Origin of the sequence: Leeuwenhoekiella sp. MAR_2009_132, from assembly GCF_000687915.1 — a bacterium.
Classification (GTDB): Bacteria; Bacteroidota; Bacteroidia; order Flavobacteriales; family Flavobacteriaceae; genus Leeuwenhoekiella.
In genome coordinates, this window is sequence record NZ_JHZY01000004.1 from 1,683,780 (window position 1) to 1,700,082 (window position 16,303).

At 37.4% G+C, this 16,303-nt stretch carries 15 protein-coding genes and 1 tRNA gene; 8 read left to right on the top strand and 8 right to left on the bottom strand.

What is annotated here, in order from left to right; genetic code table 11:
- Position 1: 1 nt before the first annotated feature.
- The 3 genes from pth to P164_RS15810 form a co-directional block, all read right to left on the bottom strand.
- Positions 2-625 (bottom strand): aminoacyl-tRNA hydrolase, encoded by a 624-nt coding sequence (gene pth / locus P164_RS15800; RefSeq protein ID WP_028377300.1) that lies wholly within the window; start codon positions 623-625, stop codon positions 2-4.
- Between the two features lie 304 nt (positions 626-929).
- Positions 930-1,556: a 50S ribosomal protein L25/general stress protein Ctc gene (locus tag P164_RS15805; RefSeq protein ID WP_028377301.1), complete on the bottom strand. Its 627-nt coding sequence runs from the start codon at positions 1,554-1,556 to the stop codon at positions 930-932.
- Between the two features lie 26 nt (positions 1,557-1,582).
- Complete coding sequence (locus tag P164_RS15810; RefSeq protein WP_028374449.1) at positions 1,583-2,524, bottom strand: ribose-phosphate pyrophosphokinase; 942 nt, start codon at positions 2,522-2,524, stop codon at positions 1,583-1,585.
- A 134-nt stretch (positions 2,525-2,658) separates the two neighbouring features.
- On the opposite strand from P164_RS15810, the gene P164_RS15815 reads away from it, so the two are divergent.
- The 8 genes from P164_RS15815 to P164_RS15850 all read left to right on the top strand — a co-directional run bounded on the left by P164_RS15815 (position 2,659) and on the right by P164_RS15850 (position 9,065).
- Positions 2,659-2,741, top strand: a tRNA-Leu gene (locus P164_RS15815).
- 765 nt (positions 2,742-3,506) lie between these two features.
- On the top strand, positions 3,507-3,851 hold the full coding sequence (locus tag P164_RS15820; RefSeq protein WP_028377302.1) for a single-stranded DNA-binding protein: 345 nt from the start codon (positions 3,507-3,509) through the stop codon (positions 3,849-3,851).
- A gap of 71 nt (positions 3,852-3,922) precedes the next feature.
- Entirely contained in the window at positions 3,923-4,303 is a 381-nt protein-coding gene (locus P164_RS15825) for a DUF6876 family protein (RefSeq protein ID WP_028377303.1), read from the top strand.
- Positions 4,304-4,319: 16 nt separating this feature from the next.
- Positions 4,320-4,769: a JAB domain-containing protein gene (locus tag P164_RS15830; protein ID WP_028377304.1), complete on the top strand. Its 450-nt coding sequence runs from the start codon at positions 4,320-4,322 to the stop codon at positions 4,767-4,769.
- A gap of 441 nt (positions 4,770-5,210) precedes the next feature.
- Positions 5,211-5,591, top strand: coding sequence for a BfmA/BtgA family mobilization protein (locus tag P164_RS15835; RefSeq protein WP_028377305.1), 381 nt, complete (start codon positions 5,211-5,213; stop codon positions 5,589-5,591).
- 54 nt (positions 5,592-5,645) lie between these two features.
- Positions 5,646-6,314, top strand: a complete 669-nt coding sequence (locus P164_RS15840; RefSeq protein ID WP_051621378.1) for a hypothetical protein — start codon at positions 5,646-5,648, stop codon at positions 6,312-6,314.
- Between the two features lie 265 nt (positions 6,315-6,579).
- A complete protein-coding gene (locus P164_RS15845) occupies positions 6,580-7,662 on the top strand; it encodes an SGNH/GDSL hydrolase family protein (RefSeq protein ID WP_028377306.1) in 1,083 nt (360 codons plus the stop codon).
- Between the two features lie 20 nt (positions 7,663-7,682).
- Positions 7,683-9,065: a sialate O-acetylesterase gene (locus tag P164_RS15850; protein ID WP_028377307.1), complete on the top strand. Its 1,383-nt coding sequence runs from the start codon at positions 7,683-7,685 to the stop codon at positions 9,063-9,065.
- On the opposite strand, the gene bglX is transcribed toward P164_RS15850, so the two are convergent.
- The 5 genes from bglX to P164_RS15875 form a co-directional block, all read right to left on the bottom strand.
- The gene (gene bglX / locus P164_RS15855; RefSeq protein WP_081817411.1) at positions 9,066-11,288 is read right to left on the bottom strand and encodes a beta-glucosidase BglX; all 2,223 of its coding nucleotides are present in this window, start codon (positions 11,286-11,288) and stop codon (positions 9,066-9,068) included.
- Positions 11,289-11,382: 94 nt separating this feature from the next.
- Positions 11,383-12,543: a glycoside hydrolase 5 family protein gene (locus P164_RS15860; RefSeq protein ID WP_234405874.1), complete on the bottom strand. Its 1,161-nt coding sequence runs from the start codon at positions 12,541-12,543 to the stop codon at positions 11,383-11,385.
- Positions 12,544-12,664: 121 nt separating this feature from the next.
- A complete protein-coding gene (locus P164_RS15865; RefSeq protein ID WP_028377310.1) occupies positions 12,665-13,912 on the bottom strand; it encodes a glycoside hydrolase family 26 protein in 1,248 nt (415 codons plus the stop codon).
- 7 nt (positions 13,913-13,919) lie between these two features.
- Positions 13,920-15,110: an AGE family epimerase/isomerase gene (locus P164_RS15870; protein ID WP_051621379.1), complete on the bottom strand. Its 1,191-nt coding sequence runs from the start codon at positions 15,108-15,110 to the stop codon at positions 13,920-13,922.
- Positions 15,097-16,302 carry a glycosidase gene (locus P164_RS15875; RefSeq protein ID WP_028377312.1) on the bottom strand — a complete coding sequence of 402 codons (1,206 nt, stop codon included), beginning with the start codon at positions 16,300-16,302 and terminating at the stop codon, positions 15,097-15,099. The genes P164_RS15870 and P164_RS15875 overlap by 14 nt, the downstream gene beginning before the upstream one ends.
- Position 16,303 lies beyond the last annotated feature (1 nt).

Consider the following 16,303-nt stretch of genomic DNA (forward strand, 5'->3'; position numbering starts at 1 on the left):
TTTATTTGCCGTTGTACGCGTTCATTGTATTTGTAATGCCCGAAGCTATAAAACTTTCAACAACTTTGCACGACATATCAAGCCTTTCGGGCATATCTAGTTGTTCTTCTTTTACCCATTCTCCTAAAACATAATCTACTTGTCTGCCCTTGCTAAAACGATCGCCTATGCCAAAACGAAATCGGTTATATGCTGAAGTTAAAAGCTGATTTTGAATGTCTTTAAGACCGTTATGACCACCATCACTGCCTTTTGTTTTTACGCGAATGGTTCCAAAATCAAGATTAAGATCATCTGTAATAACCAGAATATTTTCTAAACTTATTTTTTCTTTTTGCATCCAGAAGTTTACAGATTTACCACTAAGATTCATATAGGTATTAGGTTTTAATAAAATAACCGTTTTACCTTTAACCTTAGTATAAGCGACATCACCCAGTTTTTCTGTTTCCCAGGTGGTTTCTTTTAATTCTGCGTAGGCATCAACAATTTTAAAACCAATGTTGTGTCGGGTTTCTGCATATTTAGGGCCTATGTTGCCTAAACCTACTATTAAGAACTTCTTCATAGGGTCTATGGTTTCCTTTTTTGATGAGCTAAAAAATTTGCTAAAGAATGCACTCATATTTTACTGCTCAATTAATGAAGAGCATTGTTTGTATTCAAAAATTTAATGTTCTAAAATTTCTGTGGAATACATTTCTGGTATTTCAATTTTGAAAAATCAGAATCAATAAATTATATAACCTACACAGTAATTCTGGCGTATAGGGTTTATTATCTCTGCAAATTTAAGGTTTTGAATGTATTGAATTTGAATAATTGGTTAAGCTTATCAGAAAATTACTGTCTTTAATTTGCTCTTGAAGTTAGCGCATAAAAAAACACCCACGATAGCGGGTGTTTTTGTTATGGTTTTTTGATTAAACCTATGCTTCAGGGTTAGCAGCTTGTTCAGTTGCTTCTGTAGTTTCAGTTTCTTCTTCATCCTCGTCATCCATGTCGGCAACAACATTACGAGAAGTTCTAACCTGACAAACAACAGTGTTGTCTGGGTGAAGATATTTCCAGTCTCCTTGTTCAATTTCAGTAATGTACAATTTATCACCAATTTTAAGTTTGGTAATATCTGCAACAACAAAATCAGGAAGGTTTTTAGGCAATGCCTTAACACGTAACGTACGGAATGTTTTACGTAAAACACCACCATTACGTACACCTCTAGAGTTACCTTCGTAGTGTACAGGGATAGTCATTGTAACTTCTTTACCTTCAAAAATCTGGTAAAAATCTACGTGAAGAATGCGATCTGTTACCGGGTGAAATTGAATGTCCTGAAGAATTGCCATATAGGTAGTTCCGTCAAGCTCCAAAGTCGCGGTATGCGCATCTGGAGTATAAACCAAGCTTTTAAACGCTAATTCTGGTGCGTTAAAGTGTACTGGCTCATCCCCTCCGTATAATACGCAAGGAACCTGTCCAGCATTACGTAGGGCTTTTGCAGCTTTCTTGCCCACGCTTTCTCTTTTAGATCCTGTGATCGTGATTGACTTCATTTAATTATATATTAAGTATTAATAAATTACATTATAAATTTTGATGCAATAGACGTGTTATTGTGCACACGGTGCATTACATCTGCAAATAAGTCTGCGCATGTTACGATGCGTACTTTATTGCTTTCTCTTCGTGGGGGAATACTATCGGTTACGATAAGTTCTTCTAATTTACTTTTTTCTAAACGCTCATAAGCATCGCCGCTTAGTAGGGCATGTGTACATATTGCACGTACACTTAATGCGCCACGTTCCATCATTAGATCGGCAGCTTTTGTAAGTGTACCGGCAGTGTCTACCATGTCATCAACTAAAATGACATTACGACCTTTTACATCACCTATGAGTTCCATATAGCTAATTACATTAGCTTTCTCACGTTGTTTGTAGCAAATTACCACATCACAATCAAGAGCTTTAGAATAGGCATAGGCTCTTTTAGAACCACCCATATCTGGTGAAGCTATCGTTAGGTTAGGTAAATTTAAAGAGCGTAAGTACGGCAAGAATACTGTAGATGCAAATAAGTGATCAACCGGGCGTTCAAAAAAGCCTTGTATTTGATCTGCGTGTAAATCCATCGTTATTATGCGTGTTGCTCCTGCAGTCTCTAATAAATTAGCGACTAGTTTTGCGGCAATAGGTACTCTGGGTTTGTCTTTTCTATCCTGGCGTGCCCACCCAAAATAGGGGAGTACAGCCGTGATATGACGAGCAGAAGCACGTTTTGCGGCATCGAGCATAAGCAACATTTCCATCAGGTTTTCACTGCTGGGCATTGTTGAGCCTATGATAAATACTCGTGATCCTCTTACAGATTCTTCAAAAGAAGGTTGAAATTCACCGTCACTGTAGGTTGATGTGATAATCTTACCTAGCGGTTGCCCGTAAGCTTCAGCTATTTTTTCAGCTAAGGCCCTGCTTTGAGTACAGGGAAAAATTTTTGCTTCGGGTTCTTGTAAAGGCATCTGTATCTTATGATTAGATTAGCTAAATTTATAAGAGGCTGCAAAAGTATAAATTTAATTGGGTTGTAGAGTTTTATTTGATGATAAATTTTAGTGAAAGAACCTTATTTTTTATTAATTTTGGCACGCACAATGCCTCGGTGGCGGAATTGGTAGACGCGCTGGATTCAAAACCCAGTTCTTACGAGTGCGGGTTCGATTCCCGCCCGGGGTACCAGAAGGGTTTAAGCGAAAGCTTAGGCCCTTTTTTATTTTATTAGGTACAACATAGGTACAACATTTGAGTGCTTTTTGAGTCTACATAGTATTTGCATCTTTTTAAAAGTATTTACTTTTAATTTTTATAGAACCCCCAAGGAAAAATTAAATAGTTAAGACTTTCAACCTTAATTAACCGCCCCCATTTCCTTATATTTCGCGAAAAGCTGTATTGCAGGCAAAGCGGTTCACTCCATTGTCTTAGACACCATTTTCCATTTCTTCATTTCATTGCGCTAACTATTCTTAAGGAATAGACCGCTTCATTGCATGCTTAAATTGTAAATGAGATACGCTTTAGGGGATTTTCATTTAGTATTTGATCCCACTTCTTGAGTTTTAAAACTTCCCATCTTTCCCTTTGAATTCCCTCAAAGTAGCATCGCTATCCTTCTCTTTTTTGAAAGCAAAATACCAATAGTTTGAAGTTAGACGGACAGCATAACCGCTTGCATACGCGCTTTTATATGTCCTACCTAATTCAAACTCTTGAAGATGTATCAGCAACAAAAAAAGAGAACAGCGATAGGCACTAAGGGAAGTAAATCAAAATAAAGCACTATGAACTCAATTCAAAACATCCAAAAAGAAGCGGGATCAAAACGATCAAAAACAAAAAAGGAAAACGCTCAGGATAAAATAAGTAAATCAATTTTTAAAAAATACAGGTCAACTGTCTGAATAGTTTAGGCAGCATTTTAATTAATCTTTAAATACTACTGTTATGAGTACGATCAGAAATCAAGTTCAGTTAATTGGAAACGTAGGACAGGAACCTACCCTAACCACGCTAGAGAGCGGAAAAAAAGTAGCTCGTTTTTCATTGGCTACTAATGAATACTACAAAAGTGAAAAAGGGGAGAAGGTGCAGGACACCCAATGGCATACGGTTGTAGCCTGGGGAAAGACTGCAGAACTCATCGAAAGCTACGCCCCAAAAGGTAAAGAGTTAGCCTTAATCGGTAAACTTAAATCCCGAAGCTATGAGGATAAAGACGGCATCAAACGCTATGTAACCGAAGTAGAAGCCAGTGAAATTCTGTTGCTGGGATCTAAATCCAATGCGTAAATCCAATTAAAAAAGAGGGCGTTCCCGATCAAAGTAGCGCCCTCTTATTAAACACTTTAAATGTTACTAAAATGAGCACACAAAGTAATCAAATAATAGAACAGCTACACAGATTTTGTGGAAGTGAAACCATATATACAATCCCTATGTTTAAGACCCGATATACCGAAGGCGTTAAGTATTTAGCCGAAGCTGCCAACTGCTATTGGTTAGTAACTGATGTGATGGTGATGGCTAAGACCTTGCGTAAAAAAAGTGCATTCCTAGTAATCTATTTTAATCGCTTATCAGAAGAGCTGCAGCAAAAACAAAATACAGAAGCACAAATCACCTATGGTGATGGTAATGGAACCATACCGTATCAACAGGATTATAAATTTTCAGACTTGCCATTGGATGAACTTCGGCTGTTCTTTGTACAGGATACGTTGATGCTTCCCGGTGAATATTAAACCTAAAATCAGTACTATGGAATCACGTATCAACGAAATAAAAATAAGCTATGTACATCGGGTTAAGGCTTTAAATTGGCCCAAGGTGAGTTCTTCCCGTACCGCTGCAGAAGTACTTTTTAAAAACTGGGATATCGACACCATTACAGTGTATGAATCGTTTAAAATTCTACTGCTAAATAACAGCAATCAAATCAAAGGGATTTATCAAATTTCACAGGGAGGAATCACCGGTACTTTGGTAGATATGCGCTTGCTTTTTGCAGTGGCTTTAAAGTCCTTATCCATCGGTTTAATTTTAGCACACAACCATCCCAGTGGAGCCTTAAAACCGAGTCAGGCAGATATAAACATTACACGTAAAATTAAAACGGCAGCAGAATTTTTTGACCTTAAAATTTTGGATCATTTAATCCTGAACCCCGATGGGGAGTATTACAGTTTTGCAGATGAAGGCATTTTATAAACTCAAAATACACAATTGAAAGGACCTCTAAAGCAGAGGTCTTTTTTTTGGCTAAAAATTAGATTTTATTCAAAAAAGTGTATCTTTAGAATGCTGAACTACAGCGATTAAAATACATATAGCTATCCCAATTTTTGACTTTCGCTGGTAGCTGTATCCATCATTTTATTTAAGCATAGGGATGAAAAATCCCTGGAAAAGGCAATTGACTTTAGGTCAGTATGTATGGAATTTTTGTTCGCCCGGGGCGAACGAAAAGGACTAGCAAGAGGGTAACACGCTACGCGCTGTTACGGTCCTTATACTATTTATAAAACATTGTATATCAATGTTTTATAAATATGTAAATCAACTGAATGGTTGCGATTTACGTCAAATGCCTTTGAAATGCCTGTAAATAGGGATGGATTTACGTCAAACTCACTAAAAAAGGAAAGTCAAATGGACACTTTTATCACCATCCGTATTAAACGAGCCACAGCCAAACGGTTTCAGGAATTTTCAAAAGCGCATTTCAAAACCCATACCCAGGCTATGGATTCGATGCTTGATTTTTTTCGCTACAATGAGATCTCCCCAAAGGAACGACTCGGACCCACCGGTAGAACTATCGAGGCGAATTTAAAGAAACGCATCAATGCCGTTATTGCCATAATGCGTGATATTGAAAAGACGCAATCCAAACCAACGGTAGCCATGTTAGAATCGCTTTTTCAAGTAGATCAACCCCAAAAGAAACCCTTGATTTTAGAAAAGAAAAACAGCGAGGAAAAGAAGCCGGTACGTTTTGTTGAAAAGGAAAAAGGGAATAACGAACGCTAAATTTTTAGAAGTTAAGATTACGAGATAGGAGCATTAATATTTAAAAGAACAGTTATGAGCGAAGTCAATTATATCACTCAATTAAATACGGTTTTTGATCGTTTCAGCAACGACTCAAGAATCAAGCAAGGTCACATTACTTTATATCTAGCCTTTTTTCAAAAGTGGAACCGTAGTCGTTTTAAAAAGTATATTGAGGTGAGTAGGTTACAGATTATGGATTGTGCGAAGATTAAATCGAAAACGACCTATCATAATTACCTGAAGGACTTAAACGACTGGAGGTATTTAAATTATTATCCAACCTATAATCCTGCTCGAGGATCTAAAATAGAGATGTTTATTTTTTGGCCGGTGCAAGTTCAAAAATTGGATTTGACCGTACCAGAAGTACGCCAAAATTTGACCTCTTTTAATAAACAAAAAACAATTTATAAATACATTAATAAACAGGGCAGGCCAAAAAATGAACTTGTCGTTTTAAACTATTTTGAAGAACAAAAATGGCCTGCTGATGAAGGAAAAAAATTTTATGCATATTATCAAAGTAAAAATTGGAAACTTAGCAAAGGATTAAAGATTCAAAACTGGCAGAAATTAGCTTTAAATTTTGTTGAGAATGGTTTTAAAAATAGAGAAAACTATACCAGTCCATTTTCTGGCTTTGTAGAAGATTTAAAAGTAAAAAGCAATAGAATTAAAAATTATGATGAGCCTCTTTAAGACTAGGGTTACTTTTTTTAGTTTGGCATTTATTTATTTTCACGAGCATCTACCGTCGCTTTTAAAATATTCATATCGTCACTAATTAGTTATATAGATTTAATATGATTTAAATTATTGTAGGATAAAAAAAGTTTTTGATTGTAATTTTATACGATGAGAGTTATTAAACTTTTGAAAAAAGTTAAAATAGGAGAAGTTTTTGAAGAAATGCTACAATAAAAAATATTTGGCCTTTAATAAATTGTTGAAAATTCACCGAACTATGAAATTAAAATATCTAACATCTTCAATCTTAATATTTATAATAATTAGCTGTCACAAGGATAAAGCTAAGGAAAGTCGTGAATACAATGCAGGTAACCCTTTGTTTCAATTTGAGGGTAGGACAGAGCAACTCAACGATTCTGCTGTAGCTCTTATAAGTTCGGGTTCCTTTGCACAGATGAAAGTTGTGGGAGATACCTGTATCTTTTTTATTTCTAACGGAAACCAGGATCACTCCTATGTTACTCTCGAAGTAAATCAGGAATATAAAGGTAGATTTCTTGTTGACGAAAATCCAATAGGGCTTAAATTATCTTCATCAGATACGTCAAACATAAAAATTTATAAAGCTACAGAGGCTAGTACCGGAGATGTTATATTTAATAAAATCATTGCTGAAAACCTACTAGAAGTCGAAACGGAAAGAAAGCCCTTAATAGAATTTATAGGGAATAGCATTACTTGTGGAATGGGTTCGCATACAGAGGAAATTCCTTGTGATAAAGGTGAATGGTACGATCAGCACAATGCATATCTCGCTTACGGGCCTAGAGCAGCACGTGCTTTAAATACAGATTTTCGTTTAAGTTGTGTTTCTGGCATGGGAATGTACCGAAACTGGAATGACGAAGATCAAGCCGTTATGCCAGACGTTTATGAGAACCTTAGACTCAATACAGATTCTTCAAAAAAAGTAACTATAGATCGAATGCCAGATCTGGTTTCTATCGCGCTGGGAACCAATGACCTTTCTGTAGGCGACGGTCAAAAGGAAAGAAGCGAATTCAATCAGGAAAAATTTGTAGCTAATTATATAGGTTTTGTAGAAAAGGTATTCCAGAAATTCCCCGAAACAAAAATAACGTTACTCACCAGTCCAATGATAGGAGAAAAGGAACAAGTTATCTTACTAGAAAGTCTCCAGAAAGTTAAAAATCATTTTTCAGAGAAACCGCTTTTTATCTTTGAATTTGATATAATGAAACCAAATGGTTGCGGCGGTCATCCTGATATTGAAGATCATAAAAAAATGACTGAGCATCTTATTCCTTTCCTTGAGAAAATTCTAAACTCGAATTAATTTTATTCTAACGTTATATTATGTCCACCAAAATTGCTGCTTTACTTTTTGCTATCATTTTAACCCCGGGTTTTACCTATTCAAATGTAAGTTTACCTGCTTTATTTGCCGATAATATGGTGCTTCAGAGAAATGCTGATGTGATTTTTTGGGGCTGGGCTAAACCGGGAGAGGAAATTGAAATAAGCGTTAGTTGGAGTGATGAGAAGTTTAAGGTTAAGCCTACTAATAACGGTTTCTGGCAATCTGTAATTCCTACTAATGAAAAGTCTGGAAGCCAGACAATACGCATAAAAGGCTATAATGAAGTTGTTCTTAAAAATGTTTTGTTAGGCGAAGTCTGGTTAATATCAGGACAATCAAATATGGAATGGAGCGCAGGTGCAGGTATTGAGGGTGGAGAAGAGGCGATTGAAAATTCAAAAAACAACAACATTCGATTTTTTACAGTGAATCACCGAACAGCAGAGTTCCCTCAAAATGATTTAAGAGGTAATTGGGAAGAGAGTACGCCCGAGACGATGAAGAATTTTAGTGCCGTGGCTTTTTTTTTCGCACAAAAACTCAGTAAAGAACTTGACGTACCTGTAGGTCTAGTAAATGCCACTTGGGGCGGAACGCCTGCAGAACCTTGGATTCCTGCACAAATTATTCAAAATGATAGTGTTTTAAGTAAGGCAGCAGATCTTCTACCAGAAACCGAGTGGGGGCCCAGCAAGCCCGGTTTGATCTATAACGCGATGGTTAATCCTTTAAAACCGTTTAAATTTTCTGGAATTTTATGGTATCAGGGAGAATCAAATACGCCGAATGCAGATTCTTATGAAGCTATTTTTAGTGCGCTTATCACAAGTTGGAGAGCTGAATTTAAAGAAGAATTACCGTTTTATTTTGCTCAAATAGCTCCCTTTAGTTACGAAACTGAATTTTCTGGAGTAAAGGTGCGAGACGCTCAACGAAAAACCTTAAAGCTGCCGCATACTGCAATGGTGGTAACAGGTGACATTGGGAATATAAACAACATACATCCTAAAAATAAGAAAGAAGTAGGGATTCGATTTGCAAACCTCGTGCTGGCTGATAAATTCAAAAAAGAAATAAAGGCATACGCACCGCTTATTCAAAAAGCTACAGTCGATAAAAATAAAATTATTCTAAACTTTAGTAATGCGGAACGTTTACAAATTGACAAGAATAATAAAGCTAGTCAGTTTGAAATTGCAGGAGCAAATAAAGCCTTTCAACCTGTAGATTTTAAAATAAAAGACAACCAGATTTTTCTTAAAAAAGGAAAGCTGGAACACCCGCTTTTTGTCCGCTATTCTTGGACAAATTCATGTGTTCCAAATATCTTTAATACAGCAGGCTTACCTACTTCCAGTTTTACTATAAAAATAGAGTAGTTATTCCTTTAGGATAAAATGGGTTTTAAGACTAGCGTTTGAATCAGTACCTACAAAGATTTCGTATTCTCCCGGCTCTACTGTAAAGTTTCCGTCTTGATCATAATAACCCAACTCTTTGCTGGTAAGACTAAACTTTATAGTTCTAGATTCGCCTTTTTTTAGCTCTACTAATTGGAAACCTTTAAGTTCCCTTACCGGCCTTACTATTTTTGCAAAAAGATCACGAATGTATAATTGTACAACCTCTTTACCGTCATAATCCCCGGTATTGCTAAGTTCTACACTAACTTGTACTTCTTCGTTTAAAGCATAGCTATCTTTTTCTACGTTGAGATTGGAGTAGTTAAAAGAAGTGTAGCTTAACCCATAACCAAAAGGGAAGAGTGGAGAGCTTTCTACGTCGCTGTAATGCGACCAGAAAACCATGTTTGCACCCGGCTGCGGATCTACAGGTCTTCCTGTATTTTTATGACTGTAGTAGATGGGAATTTGCCCAACATTTCTAGGGAAAGTCATAGGTAACTTGCCGCTGGGGTTGTAATCCCCATACAAAACCTGAGCAACTGCGTTCCCTGTCTGCGTTCCTAGATGCCAAGTTTCTACGATTGCCGGTATATGGTTTGCAGCCCAGTTTAACACTAAAGGTCTTCCGTTATTGAGTACCAAGACTACATTTTTATTGGCTGCATAAATTTTCTCCATCAATTCCTGCTGTACTCCAGGAAGATCTAAATTTGTTCTACTGCGACCTTCTCCACTCTGAAAGCCGTGTTCCCCTAAAACAAGGATAACCACATCTGAATTTCTAGCGACGTTAATTGCCTTTTCAAATCCGCTTGTGTCGGTTGTATTAAATGCAAGTTCATTAATAAAAGTAGGCTCATTGGTAAGAAGGTCTGCTCCTTTTTCAAACATAAGGTCATTGCCGGTATACTGTTTTAAACCGTCTAAAACAGAGATGCCACTGCTATCTTTAGATGCAATGCGCCAGCTTCCTAAAACACTGTTATTGTCATCTGCCAGAGGGCCTATAACGGCTATTTTCTGACCTTTCTTTTTTAAAGGCAACAACTTGTTATTATTCTTTAAAAGAACTATAGATTTTTTTGCCATATCTAAGACAGCTTCCTGATTCTCCTTGCTGCCTATTACATTTTTTTCCCTTTCCGGATCGCAATACTTATAAGGATCATCAAACAAACCTAATTCAAATTTCACACGTAAAATTCTTCTAACGGCATCATCGATGAGTGCTACATCTACTTTGCCTGTTTCTACCAAATTCACCAACTCATCAATATAAGAATAAGACTCCATATCCATATCAACACCGGCTTTTACACCCATTTCTGCGGCATGAGCCAGATCTTTAGCATAGCCATGTGTTGTCATTTCTCCAATAGACGCCCAGTCTGAAATCACAAAACCTTTAAAACCCCATTTATTTTTTAAAAGTTCCCGAAGTAAATAATTGCTACCAGTAACCGGGATACCATTAAGCTCATTAAAGCCATTCATAAAGGTTTTAACCCCGGCTTCTTCTGCCGCTTTAAAAGGGGGTAATACTATATTGTGTAATGTGACGCTCCCTATATCTGCTTTATTATATTCTCTGCCTGCTTCGACAAAGCCGTAACCGGCAAAATGTTTTGCGGTTGCAGCGATTGTATTTACAGCAGCAAGATCTTCTCCCTGAAAACCGTGAACTCTTGCGATAGCAATTTTACTGCCCAGATAGGGGTCTTCTCCTGCACCTTCCATAACACGTCCCCATCTGGGGTCCCGAGAGATATCTACCATAGGAGCAAAGGTCCAGTTGATGCCTGAAGCAGAGGCTTCTGAAGCTGCGACGGAAGCAGATTTTTGTATCGCTTCTAGATCCCAGCTTGCGGCTTCTGCTAAGGGGATAGGGCTTAGCGTTTTATAACCATGAATTACATCAAAACCTATAATAAGGGGTATACCCAGTCGGCTTTCTTCGACTACTATTTTTTGTACTGCTCTTACTTGTTCTGTTCCCCGTACGGTTAGCATAGAGCCTACCCGCCCTTTTCTGAGGTCTTCGTATTTTTTCTCTGCATTTCCTCCTTCGGGTGAAGGACCGGTGACGTCCCAGAAACCGTTATATTGATTCATCTGACCCACTTTTTCCTCAAGAGTCATAATTTTTAAAATGGAATCTACTTTCACATCAATAGAATCTGCTTGCGGCTTCTGCATTGCTGATAAATTTGAAGGATTTTTAAAACGGAAACTATTCAAAACAATAAAGGCACTTAATCCTAGAGTAATTGTTAAACTCCATTTTATAAAATTAGTTTTGTAAAGCATCGTTAGATTTTTTAATAAGGTTTAATGTGGAGGTGTCAGAAGCAAAAACAGAATTCAGTCCTTGTGGTTCCTGAGGGGGATCTGCGCTAAAGTCATCTCCTTTTTCCCACTTTCCGCTTTTTTCATTGGTTTCAGCGAAACCAGCAAAACCCCAAAAATTTAATCCTGCAAGAGATCCTTTTTCGTCTGCACTTTTTTCGATCATTTCAAACAAAACAGAGTAAAAGGTATTTCTATTTACTACAGAGGCATTTTTAGACAAACTTTCTTTTTCTCTTGGAAAGCCAAATTCTGAAATTACTACAGGCTTGTTCAGTTCTTGTGCAACCTGTATATGTTCCTGAATATAATCTTTAGCTTTAATTACAGAATTTTTTAAAGTTTCTTCTTCATTTTCTGAGGAGTACCATTGCCAGTTTTTAGGCCACATGTGCATTGTTAAATAGTCTATATCAGGGTTTTCATGCAACATTTTATAAGTCTCAATTTCTTGTAAATAACTTGCCTTACCTTCTGCTCCCGTCGATATTAGGGTGTTAGGATCTAATTCTTCAAGTAAGCCTACAACTTCATTTAACCACTCTTTAAAAGGACCTCTATCTTCCTCTGTAAATATTCTGGGTTCATTAGCAACTTGCCATGACATTACGGTATTATCTTCGGTATATTTTTTCCCGTTATAAGAATTGGTTCTACCCAGTATAAAACGTATGTGATTTTGAAAAGCTTCCCGGCAAGGGGTACAGGTGTGAAATTGTTGGGTATAATTAAAATAATCTGGCCAGCTGTATTTTTCTAAAAAGGGATTGGCAACTTCTCCATATCCATTCCAACTTAGGTAGGCAGACATCCCTCCAGACCAGATCCAGTTGTTGTTGAGATATAAAACGGCATACATTTTCCGCTTAGCCATTTCTGCTAGGAGAAAATCAAGACCGTCTAAAAGATCTTCGTTATACTCGCCTTGTTTTGGCTGTAAAGCGGGTTTGACCTGAAAGTCTTCATTACCCCCCTCAGCACCTACTAAAATCCGTAGATTATCTATTCCCAGACTATCCATCAGGTCTAGTTCCCGAAGTAAACGTTCGCGGTCACCTATATTCCTCGCGGCGATTAAAGGGCCATACCAATAATTGGCACCCACAAAATAATAAGGTTTTTTCCCTTTATAAAATTTGCCTTCCTTTACGGTTATCCTGTCTAGACTTGCGCACGAAAAAAGGAAGAAGGATAAAAAGATAAAAACGAGATTAATCTTTTTTAGTTTAGGTATTGTCCTGAGGAAGGTCATAAACATCTGGCATATCATTTAATAAAATTGTTTTTTCTTTCTTGGTGAAAAGCATAAAATCATCAGCTCCTTTAGCGCCAGGAACCGGAACCGTATAGGAGTCCGAATAATTTTGCCAGAACATCATAAAACCAAGGTTTATATCTTGATCTGTAAGAACTTTATACAAATTATTAGAGTAAAAATCTGATGCGAGTTCGGTACCCGATGCAGAAACAAAATAGCCTGTTTCTGTAAACGCGGCTATTTTATTACGTTCTTCAGCTAGATCTGACACTACTTTAAGTTTTTGATTGGCACGAGCGATTAACGAACCGTTTTGGGCTGCCACATCACCGTAGTTATCCATCCCCACAACATCAACATAGGCGTCGCCCGGGTATCGTTCTAGATAAGCGGTTTTTGTCGTATAACTGTTATCTGGGGAAAAGGCATAAAGCATATTGGTTACGCTGAGATCGTCTCTTAAGTATTCAACGGTGAAGCGCCACAATTCTTTAAATTCCTCCGGAGTGCTGTATGCAGCTCCCCACCAGAAAAAGTCCATATCAAACTCATGAAACGGTCTGAAAATGATAGGAATCGCGTTACCGTCTGAGCCTGTAAGGCTTTTTGCAAAAGAAGCTACTTTTTGAAGTTTTTGTTTGTAATACTCATGATTTTCACCGCCCGGTAAAATACTCTTAAATGCATTTTGTTTTTGTGTTGCGGTCATTTCTGAAGTATAAAAGACCTCTCCTTCAAAAGGTTCTCTCAGGTGCCAACAAAAAATATTGACCATACCTTTATCGTAAGCTTCTATAGTTTTAGATTTTATAAGTTGCTCTTGTTGATAAAACCAGTTGTTAGGTTGCTCGTTATTTTCATCATCTGTAATGAACATAAAATCAGAGCCTAGTAATCCCGGGTCGCTTCCAGTTAATTTTTTCATATCAGACATACCACTGTTATTCTGATAAAATGAACTTAATGCATCTTGCTGACCAACGATGTAGTTGTTATAAGAAAGCGCTTTCAGATTGTAAAACAAGGCTACTGTTTCTGGAGTAGCAGAAGGATCTACCATATAGGAATTGGCTTCTGAGGGTAAAAAACGCACATCAGACTGCTCTGCTACAGGAGGTTCAGAGTTTGTTTCTGGATCCTCAAGAAATTCTTCGTCTTTTGAACAGCTTACAAGAATAAAATTCACTAGTAATAAAGATAATAGAAATTTTTTCATAATTTTTTTAGTTTAAAACAAGCATACAGGCTCTGGAGTTATGGTATGGAGCTTTCCACATACTGAGTTTATCTTCTGATGTATAAGGCTCATTATTTTTATTTACGCGGAAATGCCATTCTCTATTTTTGTGATCTATGATATGATTCTTCGTGTATTGCCAAATATCGAGCTGAGCAGTTCTAAAATGTTCCTCTCCTGAAATTTCAAATGCGTACTGCAATCCTACAATGGCTTCCATTTGTGGCCACCAGTGTCTATCTGTATCTATCTCACCGGTATCCATGTCTTGTTCATTCACCACCCCTTTTTGGGGTATATAGGCTTCTTTAAGAAAGGTTGAAGCAACCTCAAGCGTAACTTGCTCTGCTTGTTGTAGCAGGTCTTTATTGGCTATGGCTTTGCAAGCGTCTACAATAAGCCAAACCGCTTCAATGTCGTGGCCAAAGGAAACCACATTATTGGCTCTTTTCCATTGGGTATCAAAAAACAATTGAAAATGATGCGTTTTTGTATTTAGAAATTTTTCCAGAAAGAGCTTTGTCAAATTTTCGAGCGCTTCTTTTACAGCATTATTTCCTGTTACTTGTAACAAATTGGTATAGGCCTCTAAAATGTGTAGGTGGGTATTCATCGTTTTAGCAGAATTGTCATCTTTCTCGCTCAAACGCATATCTTCTATAGGAGACCAGTTCTCTTGAAAAGCTTCTAAATAGCCATTGAGTTTGTTGTCTCTGGCGTATTTTTCTATTAGATTAAATAGAGATATGGCCCAATTTAAAGCCTCTTCATCTGCGGTGTACCGGTAAAATTCAGAAAGTGCATAGATGCCAAAAGCCTGAGCATAAATTTGTTTTCTTTTATTTACTGGGTTTCCTTCATGATCCAATTCCCAGTAAAGACCTTTAAATTCCTGATCTTGAAAATTAGTTTTCAGATACGTATAAGCCCTATCAGCATAGGTTTTATAGGTGTCATTTTTATAAAAGTTACCTGCTGCTGAGAATGACCAAAGCAGGCGCGTATTTAAAATAATACCTTTATTAGCGTCTGCGATTAGATTATTATTAAAATCACGTCTGCCGTAAAAGCCGCCGTTGACCGTATCTACGCTATTGGTTTTCCAATAGGTTAGAATACTGTCAAGCTCACTTCTGATCTCGTTTTTAAATTGTATAAACTCTTCATTCTTCATCATTGAGGGTCATATTCTGTGCTACTTGTGAAATTATATTTTGAACGGAAGCAGCTGAAGTAAATGCATCTTGGGGTGTATTCATCACATAGTCAAGAATTCTGTCTATAGAAGAGACCGCTACATGGGAGCGTGTGTCAGATGAGGCATAATAGATAAAAAGTGTCCCATCATCATCCTGAATCCAGCCATTACCGAAAAGTACATTAGGTACATCACCTACTGTTTCTATATAATTGGGAGCCATAAAATAACCGGAAGGTTGGTAGATTACTTTAGAAATATCATCAAGCGCGGTCATAAAAAGGTATAAGGTATAACGTAGGCCTCCGGCTGTATTTCTAACGCCATGAGCCAAGTGTAGCCAGCCCTCTTTAGTTTTGATAGGGGCAGGACCCAGACCGTTTTTCAATTCATAAATCGTATGGTAAACTTTACGGTTAATGATTTTTTCATCTTCTAAAACCGGGTTAGTCATATCTGTGATATATCCCAGTCCTATTCCTCCGCCATTTCCTACTTCGATAAAACCGTCTTGGGGACGGGTATATAAGGCATACTTACCATCTACAAACTCGGGATGCATAACAACATTACGCTGCTGTCCTGAAGTTGAAATTAGATCGGGTAAACGTTCCCAGTTGGTCAAATCTTTAGTACGGGCTATACCGGCATTAGCGATTGCCGCAGAGGTATCTCCCGGTCTTTCTTTGTCTTTGCGCTCTGTACAAAAAATACCATAAATCCAACCGTCTTCGTGCCTTGTAAGGCGCATGTCATACACATTAGTATCTGGCTCATGGGTTTGGGGTAATATTAAAGGTTTATCCCAGAATTTAAAATTATCAACCCCGTTAGGACTTTCTGCAATGGCAAAAAAAGATTTACGGTCATTGCCTTCTACGCGAACTGCCAGTATATAATTATCTTTCAATTTCATGGCGCCCGGGTTAAATGTTGCGTTGATTCCTATGCGCTCCATTCCAAACGGATTCGTTTCAGCATTAAAATCATACCGCCATTCTAAAGGCGCGTGTGTAGCAGTAAGCACCGGGTTTATATATCTTTTAAAAATACCGTTTGAGTGTTTTTCAGGTTGATTCGGTATTGCTAAAAATTCTGCGTGATTGTTAACCAGTTCTTGGTAATTGGAGATTTTTTTGTGTAAAGCTTTGTTATTTTCTGTTAGGTCCATA